The organism is Arthrobacter sp. NPDC056691, from assembly GCF_042791415.1.
In the GTDB taxonomy this organism is placed as follows: domain Bacteria; phylum Actinomycetota; class Actinomycetes; order Actinomycetales; family Micrococcaceae; genus Arthrobacter.
On sequence record NZ_JBHTXX010000007.1, the window covers coordinates 142,614 to 166,288 of the forward strand.

16 protein-coding genes are annotated in these 23,675 nt (G+C 65.1%); 12 read left to right on the forward strand and 4 right to left on the reverse strand.

Translation table 11 applies throughout. The features are described from left to right. The first annotated feature begins 49 nt into the window (after positions 1-49). Both uvrB and ACFRAU_RS08595 read left to right on the forward strand, forming a co-directional pair. The gene (gene uvrB / locus ACFRAU_RS08590; protein ID WP_377996016.1) at positions 50-2,182 is read left to right on the forward strand and encodes an excinuclease ABC subunit UvrB; all 2,133 of its coding nucleotides are present in this window, start codon (positions 50-52) and stop codon (positions 2,180-2,182) included. A 204-nt stretch (positions 2,183-2,386) separates the two neighbouring features. Further along, a complete protein-coding gene (locus tag ACFRAU_RS08595) occupies positions 2,387-3,412 on the forward strand; it encodes a TerC family protein (protein WP_377996017.1) in 1,026 nt (341 codons plus the stop codon). Positions 3,413-3,612: 200 nt separating this feature from the next. On the opposite strand, the gene ACFRAU_RS08600 is transcribed toward ACFRAU_RS08595, so the two are convergent. After that, on the reverse strand, positions 3,613-4,953 hold the full coding sequence (locus tag ACFRAU_RS08600) for an alpha/beta fold hydrolase (RefSeq protein WP_377999561.1): 1,341 nt from the start codon (positions 4,951-4,953) through the stop codon (positions 3,613-3,615). Next, positions 4,946-5,446: a GNAT family N-acetyltransferase gene (locus ACFRAU_RS08605; protein WP_377999562.1), complete on the reverse strand. Its 501-nt coding sequence runs from the start codon at positions 5,444-5,446 to the stop codon at positions 4,946-4,948. The genes ACFRAU_RS08600 and ACFRAU_RS08605 overlap by 8 nt, the downstream gene beginning before the upstream one ends. A gap of 86 nt (positions 5,447-5,532) precedes the next feature. Here ACFRAU_RS08605 and ACFRAU_RS08610 point away from each other — a divergent pair, with 86 nt between their 5' ends. After that, positions 5,533-6,363: a 4'-phosphopantetheinyl transferase family protein gene (locus ACFRAU_RS08610; protein WP_377999563.1), complete on the forward strand. Its 831-nt coding sequence runs from the start codon at positions 5,533-5,535 to the stop codon at positions 6,361-6,363. Between the two features lie 20 nt (positions 6,364-6,383). Here ACFRAU_RS08610 and ACFRAU_RS08615 read toward each other — a convergent pair whose 3' ends face one another. Beyond that, positions 6,384-7,253 carry a M20/M25/M40 family metallo-hydrolase gene (locus ACFRAU_RS08615; protein ID WP_377999564.1) on the reverse strand — a complete coding sequence of 290 codons (870 nt, stop codon included), beginning with the start codon at positions 7,251-7,253 and terminating at the stop codon, positions 6,384-6,386. A gap of 615 nt (positions 7,254-7,868) precedes the next feature. Here ACFRAU_RS08615 and ectB point away from each other — a divergent pair. From ectB to ACFRAU_RS08640, 5 genes are all read left to right on the forward strand, one after another. Continuing rightward, positions 7,869-9,140, forward strand: coding sequence for a diaminobutyrate--2-oxoglutarate transaminase (ectB, locus tag ACFRAU_RS08620; protein ID WP_377996055.1), 1,272 nt, complete (start codon positions 7,869-7,871; stop codon positions 9,138-9,140). A gap of 74 nt (positions 9,141-9,214) precedes the next feature. Continuing rightward, the gene (locus ACFRAU_RS08625; RefSeq protein WP_377999565.1) at positions 9,215-10,726 is read left to right on the forward strand and encodes an aspartate kinase; all 1,512 of its coding nucleotides are present in this window, start codon (positions 9,215-9,217) and stop codon (positions 10,724-10,726) included. Positions 10,727-10,768: 42 nt separating this feature from the next. Next, a complete protein-coding gene (locus ACFRAU_RS08630) occupies positions 10,769-15,052 on the forward strand; it encodes a Pls/PosA family non-ribosomal peptide synthetase (RefSeq protein WP_377999566.1) in 4,284 nt (1,427 codons plus the stop codon). A 136-nt stretch (positions 15,053-15,188) separates the two neighbouring features. After that, on the forward strand, positions 15,189-15,761 hold the full coding sequence (locus tag ACFRAU_RS08635; RefSeq protein ID WP_377999567.1) for a hypothetical protein: 573 nt from the start codon (positions 15,189-15,191) through the stop codon (positions 15,759-15,761). Between the two features lie 38 nt (positions 15,762-15,799). Next, positions 15,800-16,039, forward strand: coding sequence for a hypothetical protein (locus ACFRAU_RS08640; protein ID WP_377996025.1), 240 nt, complete (start codon positions 15,800-15,802; stop codon positions 16,037-16,039). Between the two features lie 31 nt (positions 16,040-16,070). Here ACFRAU_RS08640 and ACFRAU_RS08645 read toward each other — a convergent pair whose 3' ends face one another. Next, the gene (locus tag ACFRAU_RS08645; protein WP_377999568.1) at positions 16,071-18,617 is read right to left on the reverse strand and encodes a DEAD/DEAH box helicase; all 2,547 of its coding nucleotides are present in this window, start codon (positions 18,615-18,617) and stop codon (positions 16,071-16,073) included. Positions 18,618-18,699: 82 nt separating this feature from the next. Between ACFRAU_RS08645 and ACFRAU_RS08650 the strand changes: the two genes are divergently transcribed. From ACFRAU_RS08650 to ACFRAU_RS08665, 4 genes are all read left to right on the forward strand, one after another. Continuing rightward, a complete protein-coding gene (locus tag ACFRAU_RS08650) occupies positions 18,700-19,506 on the forward strand; it encodes a trans-aconitate 2-methyltransferase (RefSeq protein WP_377999569.1) in 807 nt (268 codons plus the stop codon). A 124-nt stretch (positions 19,507-19,630) separates the two neighbouring features. Further along, complete coding sequence (locus ACFRAU_RS08655; protein ID WP_377999570.1) at positions 19,631-21,373, forward strand: ABC transporter ATP-binding protein; 1,743 nt, start codon at positions 19,631-19,633, stop codon at positions 21,371-21,373. Positions 21,374-21,386: 13 nt separating this feature from the next. Further along, positions 21,387-23,246: an ABC transporter ATP-binding protein gene (locus ACFRAU_RS08660; protein ID WP_377996029.1), complete on the forward strand. Its 1,860-nt coding sequence runs from the start codon at positions 21,387-21,389 to the stop codon at positions 23,244-23,246. Continuing rightward, the gene (locus ACFRAU_RS08665) at positions 23,243-23,623 is read left to right on the forward strand and encodes a GntR family transcriptional regulator (RefSeq protein WP_377996030.1); all 381 of its coding nucleotides are present in this window, start codon (positions 23,243-23,245) and stop codon (positions 23,621-23,623) included. Before ACFRAU_RS08660 ends, ACFRAU_RS08665 begins: the two co-directional genes overlap by 4 nt. The last annotated feature ends 52 nt before the right edge of the window (positions 23,624-23,675 follow it).

Sequence of the window (23,675 nt, forward strand, 5' to 3'; positions counted from 1 at the left end):
CAAAGCGGAATCAGGAAATCCTGTCAGTGGCCGGCTGTAGATTAGATACATGAGTCTTGCGCAGGATATCAACCGCGTCGTTGCGCCCTTCGAGGTCATCAGCGAGTTCCAGCCGGCCGGCGACCAGCCGGCGGCCATCGCCGAACTCACCGAACGCATCAGGAACGGTGAAAAGGATGTGGTCCTGCTCGGCGCCACGGGTACCGGCAAGAGCGCCACCACGGCGTGGCTGGTGGAGCAGATCCAGCGGCCCACCCTGGTCATGGTGCAGAACAAAACCCTGGCCGCGCAGCTGGCCAACGAGTTCCGCGAACTGCTTCCGAATAATGCGGTGGAGTACTTCGTGTCGTATTACGACTACTACCAGCCCGAAGCCTACGTGGCGCAGACGGACACCTTCATCGAGAAGGACTCCTCCATCAACGAGGAAGTGGAACGGCTCCGGCACTCGGCCACCAACGCCCTGCTGACCCGCCGCGACGTCATTGTGGTGGCCACGGTCTCCTGCATCTATGGCCTGGGCACGCCGGAGGAATACATCGCCGGCATGGTCACGCTCCGCAAGGGCGCCGAGATGAACCGCGACGACCTCCTGCGGAAATTCGTCTCCATGCAGTACGTGCGCAACGACATGGACTTCCACCGCGGCACTTTCCGGGTGCGCGGGGACACCGTGGAAATCATCCCCATGTATGAGGAACTGGCCATCCGGATCGAATTTTTCGGGGATGAGATTGAAAACATCCACACCCTGCATCCGCTGACCGGCGAAGTGATCCGGGATGAAGAGGAAATGTACGTTTTCCCGGCCTCGCACTATGTGGCCGGACCCGAGCGGATGGCCCGTGCCATCAAGCGCATCGAGGACGAACTTGCCGAACGGCTGCAGGTACTGGAGAGCCAGAACAAGCTCGTGGAGTCCCAGCGGCTCCGGATGCGCACCACTTACGACCTTGAGATGATGCAGCAGATGGGATTCTGCAACGGCATCGAGAATTACTCATCGCACATTGACGGCCGCGCCCGCGGGACAGCTCCGCATTGCCTCCTCGACTACTTCCCGGACGACTTCCTGCTGGTGATCGATGAATCCCACGTCACTGTGCCCCAGATCGGCGCCATGTACGAGGGTGACATGTCGCGCAAGCGGAACCTCGTGGACTTCGGCTTCCGCCTGCCCTCGGCCATGGACAACCGCCCGCTCAAATGGGATGAATTCCTCGAACGCACGGGCCAGACCGTCTACCTGTCCGCGACGCCTGGCAAGTACGAACTCGGCAAGGCTGACGGCTTCGTGCAGCAGATCATCCGGCCTACCGGCCTGATCGACCCCGAGGTGGTGGTCAAGCCCACCAAGGGCCAGATCGATGACCTGCTGGGCGAAATCAAGACCCGGACGGAGAAGAACGAACGCGTCCTGGTCACCACGCTCACCAAGCGGATGGCGGAGGACCTCACGGACTACCTGCTGGGCCACGGAGTGAAGGTGGAGTACCTGCACTCGGATGTGGACACTCTCCGCCGTGTGGAACTGCTCCGGGAACTGCGGATGGGCACGTTCGACGTCCTGGTGGGCATCAACCTGCTCCGGGAAGGCCTTGACCTGCCCGAGGTTTCGCTGGTGAGCATCCTGGATGCGGACAAGGAGGGCTTCCTCCGGTCGTCCACCTCGCTGATCCAGACCATCGGCCGCGCAGCCCGTAACGTTTCGGGGCAGGTTCATATGTACGCGGACCGCATCACGGATTCCATGGCGCACGCCATCGACGAAACAAACAGGCGCCGGGCCATCCAGGTGGCGTACAACACGGAAAAGGGCATCGATCCGCAGCCGCTGCGGAAGAAGATCGCCGACATTACGGACCAGCTGGCCAAGGAAGACGCCGACACCGATGCGCTGTTGGGCAGCTTCGACTATGGCAAGGGCAAGCGAGGCATCACCTCGGCGGCCAAGCCCGGCGCCAAGGCCGGCAAGGGGGCCAAGAAGGGCGCCGCCATGGTGCGGGCCGACGGGCTGGCCGCAGCACCTGCCGAGGACCTGGTGGGGCTGATCGAACAGCTGACCGAGCAGATGCACGGTGCGGCCGCCGAGCTGCAGTTCGAAGTTGCCGCCCGGATCCGCGACGAAGTTTCCGAACTGAAGAAGGAACTGCGCCAGATGCAGTCGGCCGGGCACGCCTAGCGTCCGGTGCGTCACCTGGCGCGGCGGACGCCGCCTCTAGGGTAAAGTTGAGGTCACGTAGGGGAGTATCCCAAGCGCTACGAACGTCAACACGCAAGGCACAGATGCCTTGCCGGGCGTAGCGGGCAGCCACATCAGCACAAAGTGCACAGGTTCGCCGGAGAGACTTACACCGGTTTTCTGTACCCTGCGAAAGGCATCTTTGTGGAACTTCCCGTCTGGTTCGAGGTCGGCGCGTTCGTCGTCCTCGGCATCATCCTCCTTATGGACCTGCTTCTGGTTGTGCGCCGTCCGCACGAACCCTCCATGAAGGAAGCCGGCCTCTGGGTGGCCTTCTATGTGGCACTGGCCCTCGTGTTCGCCGGTGCCATGTTCATGTTCACGGGACCCGAGTACGGCAGCCAGTTCGTGGCCGGCTGGGTGACTGAGTACAGCCTCAGCATCGACAACCTGTTTGTCTTCATCATCATCATGGCCCGCTTCTCGGTGCCGCGTAAGTACCAGCAGGAAGTGCTGATGGTGGGCATCATCATCGCGCTGATCCTGCGCGGCATCTTCATCATGCTCGGCGCCATCGTGATCGAGCAGTTCAGCTGGGTCTTCTACATCTTCGGCGCCTTCCTCCTCTGGACCGCCTGGAAGCAGGCGCAGGACGAGGGCGAGGACGAAGAGGACAAGGAAAACGCCCTCATCGGCAGGCTGCGCAAGGTCATCCCGATGTCCGAGAAGTTCGACGGCGGCAAGCTGCGCACCACCGTGGACGGCAAAAAGGTGTTCACCCCGATGGTGATCGTCTTCATCACCATCGGCATGACCGACCTGCTGTTCGCCGTCGACTCCATCCCCGCGATCTTCGGCCTCACGCAGAGCGCCTTCATCGTCTTCACGGCGAACATCTTCGCCCTGATGGGCCTGCGGCAGCTGTACTTCCTGCTTGGTGGCCTGATGAACCGCCTCATCTACCTGAAGCACGCGCTGTCCATCATCCTGGCGTTCATCGGCGTGAAGCTGGTCCTGCACGCCATGCACGTCAACGAACTGCCGTTCATCAACGGCGGCCACCACATCGAGTGGGCCCCGGAAATCCCGACGTACGTGTCCCTCGCGGTTATTATCGGCACCATCATCATCGCTGTCATCGCCAGCCTGGTGAGCTCCGGCGCGCAGAAGGCCAAGCTGGACGCCCGCCTCGAGGAGGACGCCCGGAAGAGCCTGAGCGACGTCGATTAGGTTGTACTGACCCGTCTCAGCGAAATAGCAACCCCGGCCACCTGGTGGCCGGGGTTGCTTTGTTTGCTGGCATGTCCAGTTTCTTGCCGGCACAGTCAGGGGGGGGTCGAAGCGCGAACTGGCAGGTACTGCCCTTAAATTCCCGTTTTGAGGGCGTTATCTGCCAGTTCGCGGGGCTTGTGTGTCCGTTCGCGCGGGTATCAGCGGGCGGAGCGGACCATGCCCAGCAGCCGGCCGAAGATGGCTTCACCGTCGTCGGCGATGCCGTCGTGGTGGAACTCCCCGGTCTCCCAGGTCTGCAGCTTGCGGACCGCAGCGGCGGTCTCCAGGGAGAGCCCGTGGTCCACGTAGATATCGTCGCGGTAGACCGCGGCGGCCGCTGGCACGATGTTGGCCGCCAACTGGTGCGTGTCATACAGCGGCTTCCAGTCAGCCTTGCCCGCCAGCAGATCCGCCACGTCCTTCAGCGGACTAAGGGCGGGATCCTGTTCGAAGTACCACGGGTAGACCATCTCGCCGGTGAGGAGTACCTCGGCAGCGTCCGGATGGAACTCGGGGAACTCCTCGAGGACCCGCCAGGCCGCCCAGCCCGTGGCCGTGCCCTGGCCGTAGATGGATTCGTGCATCAGCGCGTACAGCGGGTTGGCTGCCCGGGAGACCAGGGTGCGGACCTGTTCCAGGAACGGGTCTGAGAGGCGGGGTCCTTCGGGCGTCTCCACGAAGGCGTCCTCCAGCAGGTTGTGCAGGTTGTCCACCCGGGTATTCCCGCCGAGGAAGGACCCCACCATCTGGAACCTCTCCACTGTGAGCGGCGAGCCGTCCGGAAGGGCTTCCGCCGTGCCGCGGAGGTGGCGGGCGATCCGGTTTACGGCGTCCCGGTCCTCGGGGTACCAGCCGAAGTATTCTGCGTTGCGGGCCGCCACCCGCTTGAACGTCTCGCGGTAAACCCGGTCGGGGGAACCGGTCAGCGGAGCGAGTCCGCCGGTGATCAGCACCTCGCGCAGGCCGGCGGGCGCGAACGACAGGTACGTAAGCGCACAGAAGCCGCCGTAGCTCTGCCCGTACACAGTCCACGGCCCGGAGCCGAGGGCCTGGCGGATCAGCTCGGCGTCGGCAACGATCGAGTCGGCGCGGAAATGCTCAAGGTACCTCGCCTGCGCCGCGGCATCCCCCCGCAGGGGCAGGGTGTTGCGGTCAACGGGGGAGGAGAGGCCGGTGCCCCGCTGGTCCAGCATCAGGATGCGGAAGTCCTTGGCGGCCGCCTTGCTCCAGCCGCCCAGCGACGCGAAGCGGTTGCCGCGGCCGCCCGGTCCGCCCTGCAGGTATAGAAGCCACGGCAGCCCGGCCGCCTCGGCCTCGCTGTGCTCGGCGGACACGTACTCGCGGGCGAAGACCGTGATGGTCTCTGCCGCGTCCTCTTCCTCCGGGCCCGCATAATGGTTCAGCGGCAGCGTGAAAAGGTGTTCAGCCGTGCGCATGCCGCGGAAGCTGTGCCGGGCGCGGATTGTGTGGACGCCGGTATCCAGGGTTGCCTCAGCCATGGGCACCGACCTCGCTGCGGCTGCCGAATTCGGCCAAGGCCGTTCCGGTCAGCCGGAACGTGGACCATTCCTCCATCGGGAACGCGCCGAGGCTGCGGTAGAAGTTGATCGACGGTTCGTTCCAGTCCAGCACGCTCCATTCGACGCGTGCATAGCCGCGCTCGACGGCGGTGGCCGCCAGATGCTGCAACAGGGCCTTTCCGTGGCCCTCGCCGCGCGCCTCCGGGGTGACGTAGAGGTCCTCCAGGTAGATCCCGTGTACGCCCTCCCACGTTGAATAGTTCAGGAACCAGAGTGCGAAGCCACGCACCTCGCCGTCCTCGTTCTCGGCCATGTTGGCGTACACGCGGGGGTTGCTGCCGAAGAGCACCTCGGTCAGCATCTCGGGGGTGTTGCGGACGGCGTCCGGCTCCTTTTCGTAGACAGCCAGCTCGTGGATCAGCTGGAGGATTACGGGAACGTCGGCGGGCGTTGCGGGACGGATTACACTCATGCGTCCGAGCTTACTGGGTCCGGGCCTGCTGGATCAGGCCGGCAGCACGCAGGCAGGATGCACCTGAGTATAGGCTGTTGGTTCCAATGACTTATCAACCGTGCAGCAACCCTTCCGGAGGCGGTGTGGACAGGCCGGCCGAGCCAGAAATTGACCGAATCCTCCTGGCCGCTGTGAAGCTGTCCAGCGTGGATCTCCGCCATTCCGATACGTTGAACGACGGTGAACGCCAGCGGGCGGCGTCGTTGCGTTCCGAACTGCAGCGGGACAGGTTCCTGGCCGGACGCATAGCGTTGCGGCGCCATGCCGCCACGGCTGCAGGAGTCGGTGCTGGTGCACTGCAGGCTTGCTACGTCTGCCGGGAGTGCACCCAGGACGATCACGTGCACGGCACTCCCCGGTACCAGGCCGGTCCGTCCGGGCCCACGGTCCTGGCGAGCCTGAGCCGGGCGGGGGACTGGTGCCTGCTGGCCGCTACAACCGACGAACAGGTGGTGGGAGTCGGCGTGGACCTGGAGGGCAGCACAGCCGCAGGCTTCGACGGTTTCGGGGCGGTTGCCCTTTCGGAACGGGAGCGGGAACATCTTGATGGCGTCGACCCCGCCCTCCGGCCGCGTGTCCAGACGCTCCTGTGGACGCGCAAAGAGGCAGTGCTCAAGGCCCTGGGCAGGGGGCTTGCCGTCGTCGACCCAAGTCTCGTGGACGTTGTCGGGCCTGTTCCTCTGCTGCCGGCCTTTCTGCGGGCGCCAACCTTTGGCTCGACGCTCGACCCGCCGGCGCTGACGGATGCGCCTCTGGTGGGGAGCCAGGAAGGGGGCCGTCCCCGGTGGCTGGTCGAGGCCGTGGATCCAAGTTCAGTGGGACTGCCGGATTCCTTCACTGCGGCAGTGGCGGTTCTTCTGAAGCCTCATGCGTAGCCGCAGCCCCGGCCTTATCCTCAGTCAAGGCGGGCCACCATTGCGTAGGCGACGGTGACGTAACCCAGGGCGCCCGCCATTTCGTTGAGCAGCTTCGGGTTGATGTTCGATATGGTGTCGCAGCTCTTGTGATAGCAGGGATCGAGATCGTCATCCTCAACCCCGCCGAATTCCTCCACCTGTTCTGACGTCTTCCGATCAACATCCCCGCTGAAGAGCCCGCCGGTCGGGATGCCGGCTCGCAGGAAGGGTTGATAGTCGGAGCCGCCATCAAACACCGTGGCTTCCGCCGCGAGTCCATTTTGCGCGAAGTAGTCCATGAAAGTCCGCTCGATCCGGTCCGAGCCGGCAGGGCCGGCATCCCCGAACGTTGACCCGTCGCCGTCGTGGACGAATCGTCCGCCGTTGGGCGAGGCGACCATGTCCAGGTTGAGGTTCACCATCGTCTGGGAGATTTCGGCGCTGCTGAGGGAGTCCACGTAGTGCTTGGAACCCAGCAGATCAACCTCTTCGGCGCCCCAGAAGGCAAAGCGCACCCTGTTTTTCGGCCGGATTCCGGTTTCCGCCATCCAGCGTGCTGTTTCGATCATGGCGGCTACGCCGCTGCCATTGTCGTTGATCCCGGGACCGCGGCGAACGGAGTCCAGGTGTCCGCCCACCACAATGGTGTGTGCGGGATCGCCCGCGGTGTCCGCAAGGATGTTGAAGGTCTCGACGTCTGCGTCCCGGTTGTTGTCCCGGTAAGTGAAGACCTGCCGGACCGGCTTGTACCCGGCGGCGCGCAGCTGCTCCTCAACGTACCGGGCGGAGGCTTCGTGACCGGAGGTGCCCGAAGCACGGTTACCCCCCGATGCGTCAGCGGCCTTTTGCAGGGCCTCGAGGTGCTTCATCAGATTCCTGCCGGCGAAAGCCGCATGCACCTGGCTGGCCTTGGCCTTCGGCGCCGGGGTGACAGTCTGAGGCCCTGCCGTAGGCGTGGGCGGCTGCGGCGATTCTTTCGCCGGCACTGTCACAGCGGGCGGTGCCTGTTCCGGGGCCTTTCCGGCAGGCGACGAACACGCTGCCAGCAACACAACGACCACAGCAAATACGGCTCCTGCTGTGGTCTTTCGCGGTCTGCGCATCAAGCGGAACGCGTTCATGGTTGAAAGTTACCCCTTGTTCCAAGGAGCTCGAAAGGACTTAAACGAGAGTCAGGTAGGGTGCCGGAGAAAAGGCTGCGCGTGCGGGTAAGTAGGTAGTCTCCCCGTCAAGGATGCAGGTACTCAAAGTGGTTGCGCTAGGCCACTACATCTGCCTACTGTCGAAGCAGCAGGTTTGAAGCCTCAACTGCATCCCGGATCACTCGCGGTGGGGAAAGCCAGGTATTCGCTGCTGGGGGTAGCGGTGGTGCCCGCAGTGTTCCGTACATGCCGCTCTGGGCGGCGCATCTTGACAAGTGAACTGGGTCTGGACGCTGATGTCCGCCACCCTTCACACACAAGCTGGCAGGAACATCCCCAATGATGGATATTTTTGAATCCCTGGAATCCGAAGTCCGTAGCTATTGCCGTAACTGGAACACCGTTTTCGAGCGTGCGGCCGGCAGCATGATCTACAGCGAGGATGGGCGCGAGTACGTCGATTTCTTTTCCGGCGCCGGCGCCTTGAACTATGGGCACAACCACCCGGCGCTTCTTCGGCCACTCGTGGAATATTTGCTTTCCGGAGCGGTGGTCCACTCCCTTGACATGAAAACTGCCGCGAAGCGGCGGTTCCTGGAGACGTTCCATGAACTGATCCTGAAGCCACGGGACCTCGACTACAAGGTCATGTTTCCCGGGCCAACCGGGACGAACTGTGTGGAAGCAGCGCTGAAGCTGGCCAGAAAGGTGACGGGGCGTCCGCACGTCCTGGGTTTCACCAACGCATTCCACGGGATGACGCTTGGATCGCTGGCCGTGACAGGAAACTCCATGAAGCGGCACGGCGCCGGAGTCCCGCTGACCAACGCATCCAGCATCCCGTACGACGGCTTCCTCGATGGCCGTGCCCCCGACTTCCAATGGTTGCGCATGGCCTTGGACGACCGCGGCTCAGGACTGGAAAAACCGGCCGCCATCATTGTTGAAACCGTCCAGGGCGAGGGCGGTCTCAGGGCGGCCCGGGCCTCCTGGCTTCGGGAGCTGTCCGGCATCTGCCATCAGCACGGCATCCTGCTCATCGTGGACGACGTACAGGCCGGATGCGGGCGGACGGGGACCTTCTTCAGTTTCGAGGATTCGGGCATCGTCCCGGACATCGTGTGCCTCTCCAAATCGATTTCAGGCTTCGGGTTGCCGCTGGCCCTCACGCTGTTCAAGCGCGAACTGGATATCTGGAAGCCGGGGGAGCACAACGGAACCTTCCGGGGGCACAACCTGGCATTTGTCACGGGCGCCGCTGCGCTGGAGCATTTCTGGCCGGACAGCCATTTCGAGGCCAGGATAGCGGCGCGTGCAGAGCAATTATGGGCCGGACTGGCACGGATCGCAGACGCAACCGAGGGCGCCACCGTCCGGGGCCGGGGCCTGCTGGCCGGAATCCACTATGCCGACGCCAAGGCGGCAGGCAAGATCGCAGCCGAGTCATTTGCCCGCGGCCTGCTGGTGGAGACCTCGGGGCCGGAAGATGAGGTCCTCAAGACCATGCCTGCCCTGACCATCAGCGCCGAGGACCTGGGCCGTGGCCTGGCGATCCTCGCCGGCGCCGCCGAATCTGTCACCGGCCGCAGGACCGTACTCAAAACTGTCGCCTGACCCGTCAGTGCCACCCGATTGTGCCTGAACAGGAAAAACCGCCGTACAACGACGTAAGGAACGCGGGAAATCCAATGAGCATGCCATTTGAACGTCCGGCAGATGCCGATTCCTTCGGATCTGCACGTCCTGGAAGTCCTATCGACGCCACAGCCAGGGCACCGCTCTGGAGCGAGTGGACCCGCTCCATTTATGCGGACACTGGTCCTACAGTTCCCAGAGGTTCGCTGATCGTGCAGAAGTTCGGCGGCTCATCAGTAGCCGACGCCGCCGGCATTTGCCGGGCCGCCCGCAGGATAGCCAAGACACGCGAGGCGGGATACCAGGTGGTGGCGGTGGTGTCCGCCATGGGCGACACCACCGACCAGCTGTGTGAACTGGCAGCCGGTGTTGCCCAGAAGCCGAATCCAGGGGCGCTGGATTCCCTGCTCAGTATGGGTGAGGCCGTCTCGTCGTCGCTGCTGGCGATGGCCCTGGTGGACTGCGGCCAAGCGGCGCGGACTTTCACCGGAAGCCAGGCCGGGCTGATAACGGACAGCGTTCACGGCAAGGCGCGCATTACCGATGTTCGGCCCGGACGGATCCGGACCTGTCTTGACCATGACACCGTACCGATCGTGGCGGGCTTCCAGGGCAGGACGCAAAAGGCCCGGCGGGTGACGACGCTCGGACGGGGCGGGTCGGACCTGACAGCGGTGGCCCTTGCCGCCGCCCTCGGAGCAGGCATCTGCGAAATTTACACGGACGTGGAAGGCGTCTACACGGCGGACCCCCGCATTGTTCCGACGGCGCGGAAGATCGCCGCCCTGTCCAGCGAGGAAATGCTTGAATTCGCTGCCTGCGGCAGCAAGGTCATGCACCTGCGCAGCGTAGAGTACGCCCGCCGCTTCGGCCTTCCCATCCATGTCAGGTCATCGTTCACCGACGAGATGGGAACCCTGATATTGCCCGGCCTTGACCGCAGCCCCTTCCAAAGGCCCGCCCCGGAGCGGGCAGTCATCAGCGAGGTGTCCGGATGTGAGGCATTGGCGGAAATCACCGTTGCCGGACTGCCCGACGACGCCGCCAGCGTGTCGGACCTCTTCCGCAGCCTTTCCCAGCGGGGAATAGGCGTCCAGTCGATTGTCGAGAAGAGGCCGGGCACGGCCCGGCGTGCCGACGTCGTTTTTTCACTGCCGGCCGCCCAGGCCGCCGGCGCCCTGTCCCTGCTCCGCGCCCGGCAGGCCGATCTGGGTTTCGAGGGGCTCCAGCACAATGGCATAGCGGGCAAGGTCATGCTGTCCGGGCTCGGCATGAGGTCGTCGCCCGCAGTCTTCTCAACGTTTTTCACCGCACTGTCAAAGGCCCGGGTGGACCTGGACCTCATCGAGATTTCGGAGACCGGCCTCGGGGCACTGACCCGGGCCGACCAACTGGAGAACGCCGTCCGGGCAGTCCGGTCGGCCTTCGGCCTCAGCGCGGACGCGGCTGCGGCGAAGACTTCAGGGGGCACGCGGCTCGCAGTTGCCCGCGGCCCGCGGCCCGGCCTGGCCAGCCTTCAACTCCCTTCACGAAGCGCGCCCGCCCAGCTGACACGGCGAACGTAGGCCGGGCTGCAGGAGACCAATTCCAGTGAAGGAATCAGCACAATGACCAAAAACGTGAAGACGCGGAGCCGCGTCGGCCTCCGCCCCGCAGAGCTGCGTGGAATCCTGACGTCAGGCCAGAACGGGGAGGGGCCGGTCCTGACGTCGGCCTTTCCCGACCATGTGGCGCGGTGGAGCAGCGGCGAACGGCTGAACCAGCTGTTTGAGGACCGCTGCGACGCCTACACCGAGCAGGGCCGGGCGGATCAGCTCGCCGTCGACGCCGAGGACACCGTCCTTACCTACACGGAGCTGGATCGGCGCGCCAATCAGCTGGCACGCTACCTGCTCGACTCCGGCGCGCGGCCGGGGGACCGGATAGCACTGCTGTTTGATCAGCCGTCCTTCGCTTATGTCTCGATGCTTGGCGTGCTGAAGATCCACGCAGCCTACGTGCCGCTGGATCCAGGCTTCCCGCCGGACCGCCTCAAGTACATTGTCGAGGACGCCGACGTGACCGCCGTCCTAACGTTGTCGCACCTGCGGGACCTGCTGCCGGAAGTGGCCGCCTTGACATTATGCCTGGACGACGTCCGCGAACATGTGGAGGCCCAGGACCCCGACCGCATGGATGATGAATCCCTGCCGTACGGAACGAAGGATGAGCTGGCCTACATTATCTACACGTCAGGGTCGACGGGCAGGCCGAAAGGCGTGGCAATTGAGCACGCAAGCATCTGTAACTTCGTGCGGGTGGCCTCCGCCCTCTACGGGATCGAGCCTACCGACCGCGTTTACCAGGGCATGACGATCGCCTTTGATTTCTCCGTTGAGGAAATCTGGGTTTCCTGGCTCGCCGGAGCAACGCTGGTGCCCAAACCCACCGGGACCACCCTTCTTGGCGCCGACCTTGCGGCTTATCTGGTGGCGGAGCGGATCAGCGCGCTGTGCTGCGTGCCCACGCTGCTGGCCACGATCGACGAGGACCTGCCCGAGCTGCGTTTCCTCCTGGTCTCCGGCGAAGCCTGCCCGCGGGACCTGGTGACGCGCTGGCACATTCCCGGACGCCGCTTCCTGAATGTCTACGGCCCGACGGAGGCAACGGTCACGGCCACCTGGGCCCTCGTGGACCCGGACGGTCCTGTCTCCCTGGGCGTCCCGCTTCCCACCTACTCTGCAGTCATCCTGGATCCCGCCGACGGCCGCTCGCTTCCGCGAGGTGAGTCAGGGGAGATCGGACTTGCCGGCGTCGGGCTGGCACGGGGGTATGTCAACCGCCCGGACCTGACAGAGAAGGCCTTTGTTCCGGACTTCCTCAACATCAGCAACAATCCATCGGGCAGGATCTACCGCACCGGTGATCTGGGCAGAATTAACAAGGCCGGGGAAATTGAGTACCTGGGCCGCATTGACACCCAGGTCAAGATCCGCGGCTACCGCATCGAACTCGCGGAGATCGAGTCGTTCCTTTTGCAGTTCCCGGGCATCGCCCAGGCAGTCGTGGACACCTTTGAACCGGAACCCGGGCTCGTTGAACTCGCGGCTTATTTCACGCCACGCCACGACGCCGGGACCATCGAGGCACCTGACATCTATCAGATGCTCCGCACCAGGCTGCCGGGCTACATGGTGCCGGCCTACTATGAGCAGCTCGACTCCATTCCGACGATGGCCAGCGGCAAGGCTGACCGGAAGCGGCTGCCGCGGCCGTCCGAGCGCGTTAGCCTGGCCGCCTCCGGCACATATACCGCCCCCGAAACGCCTGCAGAAGCCTCGCTGGCTGAGCAACTGGGCGCGATCCTGGGTCTTGCCCGTGTCTCCGCCGACGCGCATTTCTTCAGTGATCTGGGTGCCAATTCCCTGCTGATGGCCCATTTTTGCGCCCGTGTCAGAAACAACACCGACCTGATGCCGCCCGCCATGCAGGACATTTACCGGAACCCGACTGTCCGCCAGCTCGCAGGTGTGCTCACAGCCGCGGAAACAACAGCTGAACCGGAAGCCACCATGGCGCCGGCAGGAGCCGGGCCTGACGTGGCGACGGAGCCCGCGCTGCCGCTGCCGTTGCCCGGCAGTTTCCAATACGTTCGCTGCGGCATCATCCAGCTGGCCATTTACCTGAGCTACACAACCTACGCCGCCTGGCTGTTGGTCGTGGGCATGCAGTGGACAGCAGGCGGACGCGACCTGCTTGACACGTGGCTGCGTTGCGTCGGCTTCGGGGCTGCCATATTCGCGGCGCTGGCGGTGACGCCGATCATTCTGAAGTGGGTTCTGATCGGGCGATGGAAGCCGCGGCAAATTCAGATGTGGAGCATGGACTACCTGCGGTTTTGGGCAATCAAGACTTTAACACGGGTAAACCCCTTCGTGCTGTTCGCCGGTTCGCCGCTCTACGTGCTCTATCTGCGCCTCCTCGGGGCAAAGATTGGCAAGGGCGTGGTCATTTTTGCCCGGGCGGTACCGGCGTGCCCCGACCTGCTCACCATCGGCGACAACACCGTGATCCAAAAAAACTCCTACTTCCTTTGCTACCGGGCTCGGACCGGCTACATAGAGACCGGCCCGGTGACACTGGGCAACAATGTCCTGGTTTCCGAAAGCGCTGTTCTGGATATTGGGACCTCCATGGGGAACGACGCCCAACTGGGCCATGCCTCCTCTTTGCAGACATCGCAGGCTGTCCCTGACGGACAGGTCTGGCATGGTTCCCCCGCCGTTCCCAGCAGCACCAGCTACGGACGGGTCCCCGCAGCGAAATGCACCAGCCGACGGAGAGTGACTTATAGCGTTTTCCAGTTGGTCAGCCGGTTTGTCGTGTTTGTTCCGGCCGCCATCCTCGCGTTTTCCGGTTTCCTTCCTTCTTATCTGCACATCGCGGATATGCAGCTGAACGACCCGAATCTGCTTTTCCAGCTATTCGTCGCCACGCTCGTCCTGTTCATAGGCACGCTGATCGTCGGGCTTCTCTTCGTCATTAGCGTTCCGCGGCTGCTCAATCTCTTCCTCAAGCCGGACAAGGTCTACCCGCTCTACGGCGTGCACTTCTCCATCCAGAGGATGATCTCCCGGATTTCCAACGCCGGGGCGTACCTGATCCTTTTCGGTGACAGCTCCTACATCGTGCACTACCTGCTTGCATTGGGCTACAACCTCGGCAAAGTGGAGCAGACAGGTTCAAACTTTGGCCCCGGCGTCGCCCACGAATCCCCGTTCCTCAGTGCGGTGGGGACAGGAACCATGGTCTCGGACGGCCTCAACATGATGAACGCCGACTTTTCAAACACGTCGTTCCGCCTTTCACGGGTCCGTGTTCCCGGGCGCAACTTCCTTGGAAATGACATTTGCATTCCAGCGGGGGCCCGGATTGGGGAGAACTGCCTTCTGGCCACGAAGGTGATGGTTCCAATCGACGGTCCGGTCCGGACGGACGTGGGACTGCTGGGCTCCCCGGCATTCGAGATTCCCCGGTCTGTCCAGCGCGACGCCCAGTTTGATCACCTTAAGACCGAAGAAGCCAAGAACCGGCTCCTGCCGGCGAAAAACCGGCATAACATCCTGACCATCCTGCTCTACCTCGCCGAGAACTGGTTCATGTTGTTTGTCGGCACCATCGACGCTGGCATTGCTGTGGCCGGTCAGATGGTCCTTGGAGCGCTGGCGATATCCCTGGCATTTGTTGGCTTTATGGTGTTCCGTATCCTCTGTGCTGGACTGGTGGAAGGCCTCGTCCTTGGTTTCCGCCGCCTGAAGCCGCAGTACTGTTCCATCTACCAACCGTATTTCTGGCACCACGAACGGGTGTGGAAGATGATGGCGGCTGCGACGTTCAACGGAACTCCTTTCAAGCCCCTTATCTGGCGACTTTTCGGTGTGCGGGTTGGCAAGCGGCTCTACGATGCCGGTGTCAACCTGCCTGAGAAGACACTGGTGACCATCGGCGATGACTGCGCCTTCAACGAAAGGTCCATCATCCAGGGCCATTCCCTGGAGGACGGCACCTTTAAGTCCGGCTACGTGGTCCTGGGCGACCGGTGCTCCCTTGGCGTGCGGGCATTTATCCACTACGGCGTGACGATGCGCAATGGGTCGGCGGTCGGGGCCGATGCGTTCCTGATGAAAGGAACTGAAGTTCCGGAGGACACCGTGTTCGTGGGCAACCCGGCCCGGGACGTGACCCGGCAGCGGGCGGCAACGGCTCCGTTCCCGGCACAGGCCGTTTCCTCTGGCCCGCGCCACCGGGCAAGCGCCGATGCGGGCCATGAAGGGGCGACGACGGTCAGGGAAGATTCGCACGGGAGGTCACGCGCCCGGTCCCACCGGCACGGGAGGACGGTGCCACGGTGATGGAACTGTCAGGCCCATGGAAGCGCCGTCTTCCGTCGCCCGAACCCGCGCGTTCCTGAGTACGGCCACCGCCAAGCAGCAGGAACCGGTACCGACGGTGGTTAGTCAGATGCATGAGATGACGACAGGCAGCAGCATGCCGCCCCCAGTCCCGACGGATCCCGCAGCGAATGTGCAGGCGGGCGTCACTGCCTATTTCCTGGGCGGCGAGCAGAATTTGCTCTACGTTGAGGTCGACGGTCAGTGGGTGGAGTACGTAAAGTCCGCCCCGCCGTCGGGCGCGACGGCGGCGGACGCCCCGGCGGCCCTCACCACACCTGGCCCGCATCCGCAGGGCGGCCGGGGCATGCAGCCCGGCACGGATAACCAGACAGGCCCTGTCCACTGGGCCGGCTACACCTGCCACAGCCCCGACGAAATTACCCGGGAACGTCCGCGCCGGGTCTACCATGACCCCGCCACCAGGGCGGACCTGTTGCTCACCGGGACCGGTGGGGCACCCGCCCTGCCCTTGCCGGTCCTGGAGCTTGCCGGGCCCCTGGAGGACCCGGCGCCATGGCTTGATCCCGAGTCGGGGGAGCGGTTCTCCTCCGACCGGGCAAGTCTTGTCCTGAAGCTGCTGAGGTACGCCCCGAGAAAGCCGTTTACGGCTCCCGGTGTTTGGTATTACACTGCTCGTTCACACGGAGGTTTCAGTTTGCCGAAATAGCCTGAACGGGTCAGCCAGCCTCAGCTTAGGAGAACGCAATGGCCGATGACACAAGGACCATGGAGTTCGTCGGACGGGTCGCCATGAAATGGCTCGAAGACTTTGCGGACAATCCCAAGCGCGGAAGCTATATGGAAGCCGTGGCCGACCTGACCGCCCTGATCCTGGGCGGTGCCATTGACGCCGCCGAACTTGTGGCCGAGGAAGGCGCCGGAGTCAGTGGCTCCGGAATCAGTGGCCGCCAGGACGGGCTGGAAAACGAGGCCCAGGCCGGCTAGCCCCCCGGCCCTTGACAGCCCGGGCTCCCGGTCAGAGCCGGTTCGCCCCGGTTACCCGGACCACCGCAGTGCCGGTTTCGTCCGAGGCGGCCAGATCCACCTCCGCGGAGATTCCCCAGTCGTGGTTGCCCGCCGGATCATCGAAGATCTGCCGAACCTTCCAGATGCCGGGTTCCTCGGTGATGATGAGCAGCCCGGGGCCACGCGCGTCAGGGCCGGTGCCGATGTCGTCGTGCTCGTCGAAGTAGTCGTCCAGGACGTCTTCCCAGCGATCCGCATCCCAACCGGCGTCGCCGTCGAGCTCGCCCAGGGCCGTGGCGTCCTCGTCGGCAAAAAGCTCGACGCGCCGGAACATCTCGTTCCGGACCATGACGCGGAAGGCCCGGATGTTGGACGTGAGCGACGGCGGCGGGGGAGGCGGTGCGTCGTGCGGCGTAGGGGCGGCACCGGAGGTCAGTTCCTCCCATTCGTCCAGCAGGCTGGAGTCCACCTGCCGCACCAGTTCGCCGAGCCAGGCGATCAGGTCCTCGAGGTCCTCCCGCAGCGCATCCTGCGGCACTGTCTGCCGGAGTGCCTTGAAGCCGTCCGCCAAGTACCGCAGCACGATGCCCTCGGAGCGGGCAAGGCCGTAGAACTGCACGAACTCGCCGAAGTTCATCGCGCGCTCGTACATGTCCCGGATGACCGACTTGGGCGCCAGTTCAAAGTCGCCAACCCACGGAGCCGCCTTGCGGTAGACCTCGAACGCCTCGCCCAGGATTTCCGCGAGCGGTTGGGGATACGTCACCTCATCAAGCATGGCCATCCGTTGGTCATACTCGATGCCGTCGGCCTTCATGGCGGCCACGGCTTCGCCGCGTGCCTTCTTCTGCTGCGCAGAAAGGATCTGCCGCGGCTTCTCCAGCGTGGCTTCAATGACGGAGACCACGTCGGCGGCGTAGGACGGCGACTCGGGATCCATCAGGTCCAGCGCGGCCAAGGCAAACGGGGAAAGCGGCTGGTTCAGGGCGAAGTTCGGCTGCAGGTGGACGGTCAGGCGCACCGTCCGGCCGTCCGCCCCCTGCTCCGCAGCCGGGATGCGCTCCACAACCTCGGCCGCGAGCAGCTCCCGGTAGATCCCGAGGGCCTTCTTCATGAGCCGCAGCTGGGAGGGGCGGTTTTCGTGGTTCTCGGTGAGGAGGCGCCGGGCCGCGGCGAACGGGTCGCCCGGACGCTCCATGAGGTTCATGAGCATTGCATGGGTGACGGTGAAACTGGAGTTCAGCGGCTCGGGTACGGACTCCACCAGGCGGTTGTAGGTGGGCTGGCCCCAGGACACGAACCCCTCAGGCGGCTTTTTCTTCACCACCTGGCGCAGTTTCCGCTGGTCGTCGCCGAACTTCGCGGTGGCCCTGGCCATCGCCTTGACGTTCTCCACCACGTGCTCGGGCGCCTGCACCACCACGGTGCCGGCCGTATCGTAGCCGGCCCTCCCGGCCCTCCCGGCAATCTGGTGGAACTCACGGGAGTTGAGCAGGCGGGTGCGTACGCCGTCGTACTTGCTCAGTGCGGTGAGCACAACGGTGCGGATGGGCACGTTGATTCCCACGCCCAGCGTGTCCGTGCCGCAGATGACCTTGAGCAGGCCGGCCTGGGCCAGCTGCTCCACGAGCCGGCGGTACTTGGGCAGCATGCCCGCGTGGTGCACGCCGATGCCGTGCCGGACCAGGCGGTTCAGCGTCTTGCCGAAGCCTGCCGCGAAGCGGAAGTTCGCGATCAGCTCGGCGATTTTGTCCTTCTCTTCACGCGTGCACACGTTGATGCTCATGAGCGTCTGGGCGCGCTCGATCGCTTCCGCCTGGCTGAAATGGACGACGTAGACCGGCACCTCCCTGGTGCCCAGCAGCTCTTCGAGCGTCTCGTGGACCGGTGTCTCGCGGTAGTAATAGTGCAGCGGAATGGGCCGCTCGGCCGAGCTGACGGTGGTGGTGGGCCGTCCCGTGAGCTCGGTCATGCCGGCTTCGAAGCGGCTGACGTCGCCCAGCGTGGCGGACATCAGGAGGAACTGTGCCTGCGGAAGCTCCAGCAGCGGAACCTGCCACGCCCAGCCGCGCTGCGGATCGGAGTAGAAATGGAACTCATCCATGATGACCGAGCCCAGCTCGGCCGCGGCGCCTTCGCGCAAGGCGGTGTTGGCCAGGATCTCTGCCGTGCAGCAGATGATCGGCGCGTCCTGGTTCACGCCGGAGTCGCCGGTGATCATGCCGACATTCTCCGCACCGAAGATCTCGCAGAGGGCAAAGAACTTTTCGGACACCAGGGCCTTGATGGGCGCGGTGTAGTAACTGCGTTCGCCGCGGGCCATCGCCTGGAAGTGGGCGGCTATGGCGACGAGGGACTTGCCTGATCCGGTGGGCGTCGCGAGGATCACGTTGGCGCCGGAGGCCAGCTCCATGATCGCCTCGTCCTGGGCCGGGTAGAGCTGCAGGCCGCGGCTTTCGGTCCACTCCACGAAGCGCTCGTACAGCGTGTCCGGGTCCGCGCCGGTTCCGGTGGCGATCCGTGCGGACGGGGCGGGGAGCTGTTCAACGAGTTTCATTGCCTTCCAGCTTAGTGCCAGCGCGTCCCTCAACGTTTTCAGGCGTGCCCGGCGCTAGGCTCGCTGCCAGGACAAAACGTCAATGGGCAAGCTCGAACGAACAACCGGAGGCCATGTGTGGGATCCCGCCAAATACGTCCAGTTCGGGGACTACCGGCAGCGTCCGTTCTTTGACCTGACCGGCCGCGTCCTCGCGGACGCCCCGCGGCAGGTGGTGGACCTGGGCTGCGGCCCAGGCAACCTGACCGCCACGCTCGCGGCCCGCTGGCCCGACGCGCGGGTGGTCGGCCTGGATTCCTCCGCCGAGATGCTGGCCACCGCCGAACAACACCGGCAGTCCGCGCCGGGGCTGGAGTTCAGCCTCGGGGACATCGCTTCCTGGCTGCCTTCCGCGGACACCGATGTGGTGGTGACCAACGCGGCACTGCAGTGGGTCCCCGGGCACCCCGAACTGCTGGCCGGCTGGCTCGAGGCCCTGAAGCCGGGCGCGTGGTTCGCCCTCCAGGTGCCGGGCAACTTCACTTCCGCGTCCCACACCCTGATGCGCGACGTCGCGGAGTCACCCAGGTGGGCAGGCAAGCTCGCCGGCCTGCTGCGGCACGATGACGCCGTGGCCCCGCCCGGGCGATACCTGGAAATCATGCTCGACGCCGGGTGCGCCGCCGACGCGTGGGAGACCACCTACCAGCAGGTACTCACGGGCGAAAACCCCGTGCTGGACTGGGTGCGCGGCGCCGGCCTGCGGCCCGTGCTGGCCGCGCTGTCGCCGGAGGACGCCGCCGAGTTCGAAGCCGAATACGGCGCCCGGCTCACCGAGGCGTTTCCGGCAACGCAGCACGGCACGGTGTACCCGTTCCGCAGGATTTTCGCGGTGGCCCGCAAGCTATAGGGCAGCCGCTCCCGCCGCGCGGGCACTGTCCCGCGCGGTCCCATGTGATCTGGCTTACAATGGCCAAGCGGCTATTTGGGGGCCTGCCCAGGCTCCCGTACGCCCTGGCGACGAAGGAGGCGCGGTGCTGATTCGCTTAATGCTCCGCCTCCTCGGCGAGCACCGGGCCGCAGTCTGGGCGATCATCGTGCTGCAGGTGGTGCAGACGGCAGGAAACCTGCTGCTGCCGACGCTGAACGCCAGCATCATCGACGACGGCATCCTGGCCAATCAGCCCGGGGTGATCCTGGGGCTTGGGGGCTGGATGCTGGTGCTCACCGCCGTGCAGGCCGCAGCCGCCCTGGGTGCCGGGTACCTCGGCGCCGGCGTCGCCATGAAGATTGGCCACCGTCTGAGACGCGAGCTGTTCTCCCAGGTCCAGGCGATGTCGTCACAGGAGATCGGGACGTTCGGCACGCCCAGCCTGGTTACCAGGGCCACCAACGACGTCCAGCAGATCCAGACTTTTGCGGTCCTGGCCTTCACCATGCTCGCCGCGGCGCCGGTGATGGGCATCGGCGGAATTATCCTGGCCGTCGAGCAGAACGCGGTCCTGTCCTCCATCGTGATTGTCATCGTCCCGGTGCTGGTGCTCATCATGTACCTGATCGTGCGGCGGCTCATCCCGCTCTACCGGCAGGGGCAGGCGCTCATCGATGGCATCACCCGGATCCTCCGCGAACAGATCATCGGCGCCAACGTCATCCGGGGCTTCGTCCGGCAGAAGCATGAGGTTGCCCGTTTCGCCGAAGCCAACCGGCGGCTGACCCGGAACAACCTCCAGTCCGCGCTCCTGGTGGCCGGCATGCTGCCGATGATCATGATCGTGGTGAACCTCTCCTCCGTGGCAGTGGTGTGGTTCGGCGGGCACCTGATCAGCAGCGGGGGCATGGAGGTTGGCGCACTGACTGCCTTCATCGCCTACATCCTCCAGATCCTGCTGGCCATCATGATGGCCATGTACGTGTTCAGCACCGCACCCCGCGCGGCCGTCTGCGCGGAACGCATCCAGGACGTGCTGGACGTGACCCCGGCGCTGGCGGCGCCTGCACTGGCGAAGCCGGCAGGGCCTGCAACCCCGGACGGCGGGGGAGTGGCATTCAGCCATGTCTGGTTCGCCTATCCCGGGGCTGAGTCCCCGGTCCTGGCCGACATCTCATTTTCTGCCCGCCCCGGCACCACCACGGCCATCATCGGCGCCACCGGCAGCGGCAAGACCACGCTGCTGAATCTGCTGCCGCGGTTCCTGAACGCCACCTCCGGCGAGGTCCGGCTGGGCGGGACCGACGTCCGGACCCTGCCCGCCGGCAGCGTGCGCCAGCGGATTTCCGCGGTACCGCAGCATTCCCATCTGTTCTCCGGCACGGTGGCGAGCAACCTTCGGATGGCCGCGCCCGGAGCCACCGAGGACGAGCTGTGGCAGGCCCTGCAGCTGGCGCAGGCCGAGGACTTCGTCCGGAAGTTCCCGGACAACCTTCATGCAGCCGTCGCCCAGGGCGGAGCCGGCCTCTCGGGCGGGCAGCGGCAGCGGCTCTGCATCGCCCGCGCCATGCTCCGCACTGCGGACCTGTACCTCTTCGACGACAGTTTTTCCGCCCTGGACTATGCCACCGAAGCCGCGGTCCGGCAGGCACTGGCGCCTGCACTGGAGACGGCCACGGTGCTCATGGTGGCCGAACGCATTCCCACCATCATGGGCGCCGACCAGATTTTGGTGCTGGAGGAAGGCCGGCTGGTGGCCCACGGAACCCACGCCGAACTGCTGGCATCGTCGCCCACCTACCGGGAGATCGCCGAGTCCCAGCTGGCCCTGGACGAACAGCCGTGAGCGGCGGGCCGGCATGAAGGGCACACACGCAGCCAGACGCACCACCGGCAGTTTCCTGCCGGCGGCCAAGCGGCTCCTGGGCCTGCTTCGGCCATCCAAGGGCAGGATGGCCCTGGCCGTCGCGGCGACATGCGGCTTCGCCGCCCTCAACGTGGCGGCTCCCAAGCTCCTCGGTGACGCCACCGACGTCGTCGTCGAAGGTTTCATGCACGGCACGTTCGACGCCGGCAAGCTCGCCGCGCTGCTGTCCGCAGTGTCCCTGATGTACGTCGGGACGTCCGTCTTCAACTGGGTCCAGGGAGCCCTGACCGCCCAGGCGGTGCAGCGGCTGGTCTTCGGCCTCCGCGCCGCCGTCGAGGACAAGCTGCACCGGCTGCCGTCTTCGCACTTCCACGAGCAGGCCCGGGGTGACGTCCTTAGCCGTGCCACCAACGACGTCGACAACATCTCCCAGGCACTCAACCAACTGCTCACACAACTGATCATGTCCGTTCTGATGCTGTGCGGTTCGCTGGCCATGATGCTGTGGATCTCGCCGCTGCTGGCAGCCATCGCCCTCGTTTCCGTTCCCATCTCCACGCTGATAACGGTGTTCATGGCGCGGGAGTCCCGGACCTATTTCGCGGCCCAGTGGGCCTCCACCGGCGAGCTGAACGCCCACATCGAGGAATTCATCACCGGACACGAGGTGATTAAGGCGTTCGGGCAGCAGGACACGGCCTCGGCCATCTTCGGCCACGGCAACGACCGGCTGGCCCGCGCCAGCGCTCGTGCCCAGTTCGTATCCGGGGCCGTGCAGCCGCTGATGGTCTTCGTCGCCAACATCAATTATGTGGCGGTGGCCGTCGTGGGCGCACTGCAGGTAGCAGCGGGAACCATGACCATCGGCGGCATCCAGGCGTTCATCCAGTTCAGCCGCCTGTTCACCCAGCCGATGGGGCAGATCGGCGGCATGCTCACCCTGATGCAGTCCTGTGCGGCCTCCGCGGAGCGGGTCTTCGCCCTGCTCGACGAGCCTGAGATCCCGCGCGAGGACGGGGTTCCGGCCCAGCGGGAGAACCTGCGGGGCCGGATTGACTTCGAGGACGTCAGCTTCGCCTACACGCCAGGGGCACCGGCCGTCAGCGGGCTGTCGTTCTCCGTCCTGCCCGGCCAGACCGTGGCCATCGTCGGGCACACCGGTGCCGGCAAGACCACGGTGGTGAACCTCCTCATGCGCTTCTATGAACTGGATTCGGGCCGCATCACGATCGACGGCACGGACATAGCCACGGTGCCCGTGGACTCCTTGCGGTCCAACTTCGCCGTGGTCATGCAGGACGTCTGGCTGTTCAGCGGCACGGTCCGCGACAACATCGAATACGGCTGGCCCGGGGCGGATGATGACCGGGTCCTGGCAGCCGCCGAGGCCAGCCACGTGGACCACTTTGTGCGGTCGCTGCCGGCCGGCTACGCCACGGTCCTGGGGGACGACGGCGATTCGCTGAGCCAGGGTCAGCGGCAACTGATAACCATCGCCCGGGCACGGCTGGCCGACCGCAGCGTCCTGATCCTGGACGAGGCAACAAGCTCCGTGGACACCCGGACCGAGGTGCAGATCAAGCTCGCCATGAACCGGCTGAGGCAGGGTAAGACGAGCTTCATCATTGCCCACAGGTTGTCCACGGTGCGCGACGCTGATCTAATTCTCGTCATGGATCACGGACGCATTGTTGAACAAGGGACGCACAGCAGCCTGCTGTCCGTGGACGGCCAATACAGGCACCTGTATGAGGCCCAGTTCCGGGGCGTGGACCGCGAACTCGGCGCCATCCGCCGGCACCACGGCAGGCACGCCGCCGGCCAGCAGCGCTACCGGGAGTCCGGCCTGTGACCGCCGCCGATGGGTTCCCGGGGCAGTGGAAGCCGAACACCGGCAGCTCCGTGGCCCTGTTTGAGCAGCTGCGGCTCCACGTGATCGAACAGGCGGACCAGGGCAAGCTTGCCCCCGGCACGCGGCTGCCGGCAGTTCGGGCTCTCGCCGGAACCCTCGGCGTCGCACCCCACACCGTCGCACGCGCATACAAGGAGCTCGAAGCCGCGGGCGTCGTCGCCACCAAGGGCCGCAACGGGACGGTGGTCTCCGCCCGCGACGAGCGCTGGGGCGCATTGTCCGGGGCCGCAGCAGATTATGCCGCAGCCGCCAAGTCGCAGGGCGCAACGTTTGCCCAGGCCGTCCATCTGCTGGCGGCCGCCTACGACGCCGAGTAACGAAGGTGGCGCAGCACACCCGCGTGGATATTCGAAGAAGTTTTCGACTAGC

Bases quoted from the DNA above. Each gene is read 5' to 3' on its own strand.
- uvrB (WP_377996016.1), top strand. From the start codon at position 50: ATGAGTCTTGCGCAGGATATCAACCGCGTCGTTGCGCCCTTCGAGGTC.
- ACFRAU_RS08600 (WP_377999561.1), bottom strand. From the start codon at position 4,953: ATGGCTGAGGCAACCCTGGATACCGGCGTCCACACAATCCGCGCCCGG.
- ACFRAU_RS08605 (WP_377999562.1), bottom strand. From the start codon at position 5,446: ATGAGTGTAATCCGTCCCGCAACGCCCGCCGACGTTCCCGTAATCCTC.
- ACFRAU_RS08610 (WP_377999563.1), top strand. From the start codon at position 5,533: ATGACTTATCAACCGTGCAGCAACCCTTCCGGAGGCGGTGTGGACAGG.
- ACFRAU_RS08615 (WP_377999564.1), bottom strand. From the start codon at position 7,253: ATGAAGCACCTCGAGGCCCTGCAAAAGGCCGCTGACGCATCGGGGGGT.
- ectB (WP_377996055.1), top strand. From the start codon at position 7,869: ATGGATATTTTTGAATCCCTGGAATCCGAAGTCCGTAGCTATTGCCGT.
- ACFRAU_RS08625 (WP_377999565.1), top strand. From the start codon at position 9,215: ATGAGCATGCCATTTGAACGTCCGGCAGATGCCGATTCCTTCGGATCT.
- ACFRAU_RS08630 (WP_377999566.1), top strand. From the start codon at position 10,769: ATGACCAAAAACGTGAAGACGCGGAGCCGCGTCGGCCTCCGCCCCGCA.
- ACFRAU_RS08635 (WP_377999567.1), top strand. From the start codon at position 15,189: ATGCCGCCCCCAGTCCCGACGGATCCCGCAGCGAATGTGCAGGCGGGC.
- ACFRAU_RS08640 (WP_377996025.1), top strand. From the start codon at position 15,800: ATGGCCGATGACACAAGGACCATGGAGTTCGTCGGACGGGTCGCCATG.
- ACFRAU_RS08645 (WP_377999568.1), bottom strand. From the start codon at position 18,617: ATGAAACTCGTTGAACAGCTCCCCGCCCCGTCCGCACGGATCGCCACC.
- ACFRAU_RS08650 (WP_377999569.1), top strand. From the start codon at position 18,700: ATGGGCAAGCTCGAACGAACAACCGGAGGCCATGTGTGGGATCCCGCC.
- ACFRAU_RS08660 (WP_377996029.1), top strand. From the start codon at position 21,387: ATGAAGGGCACACACGCAGCCAGACGCACCACCGGCAGTTTCCTGCCG.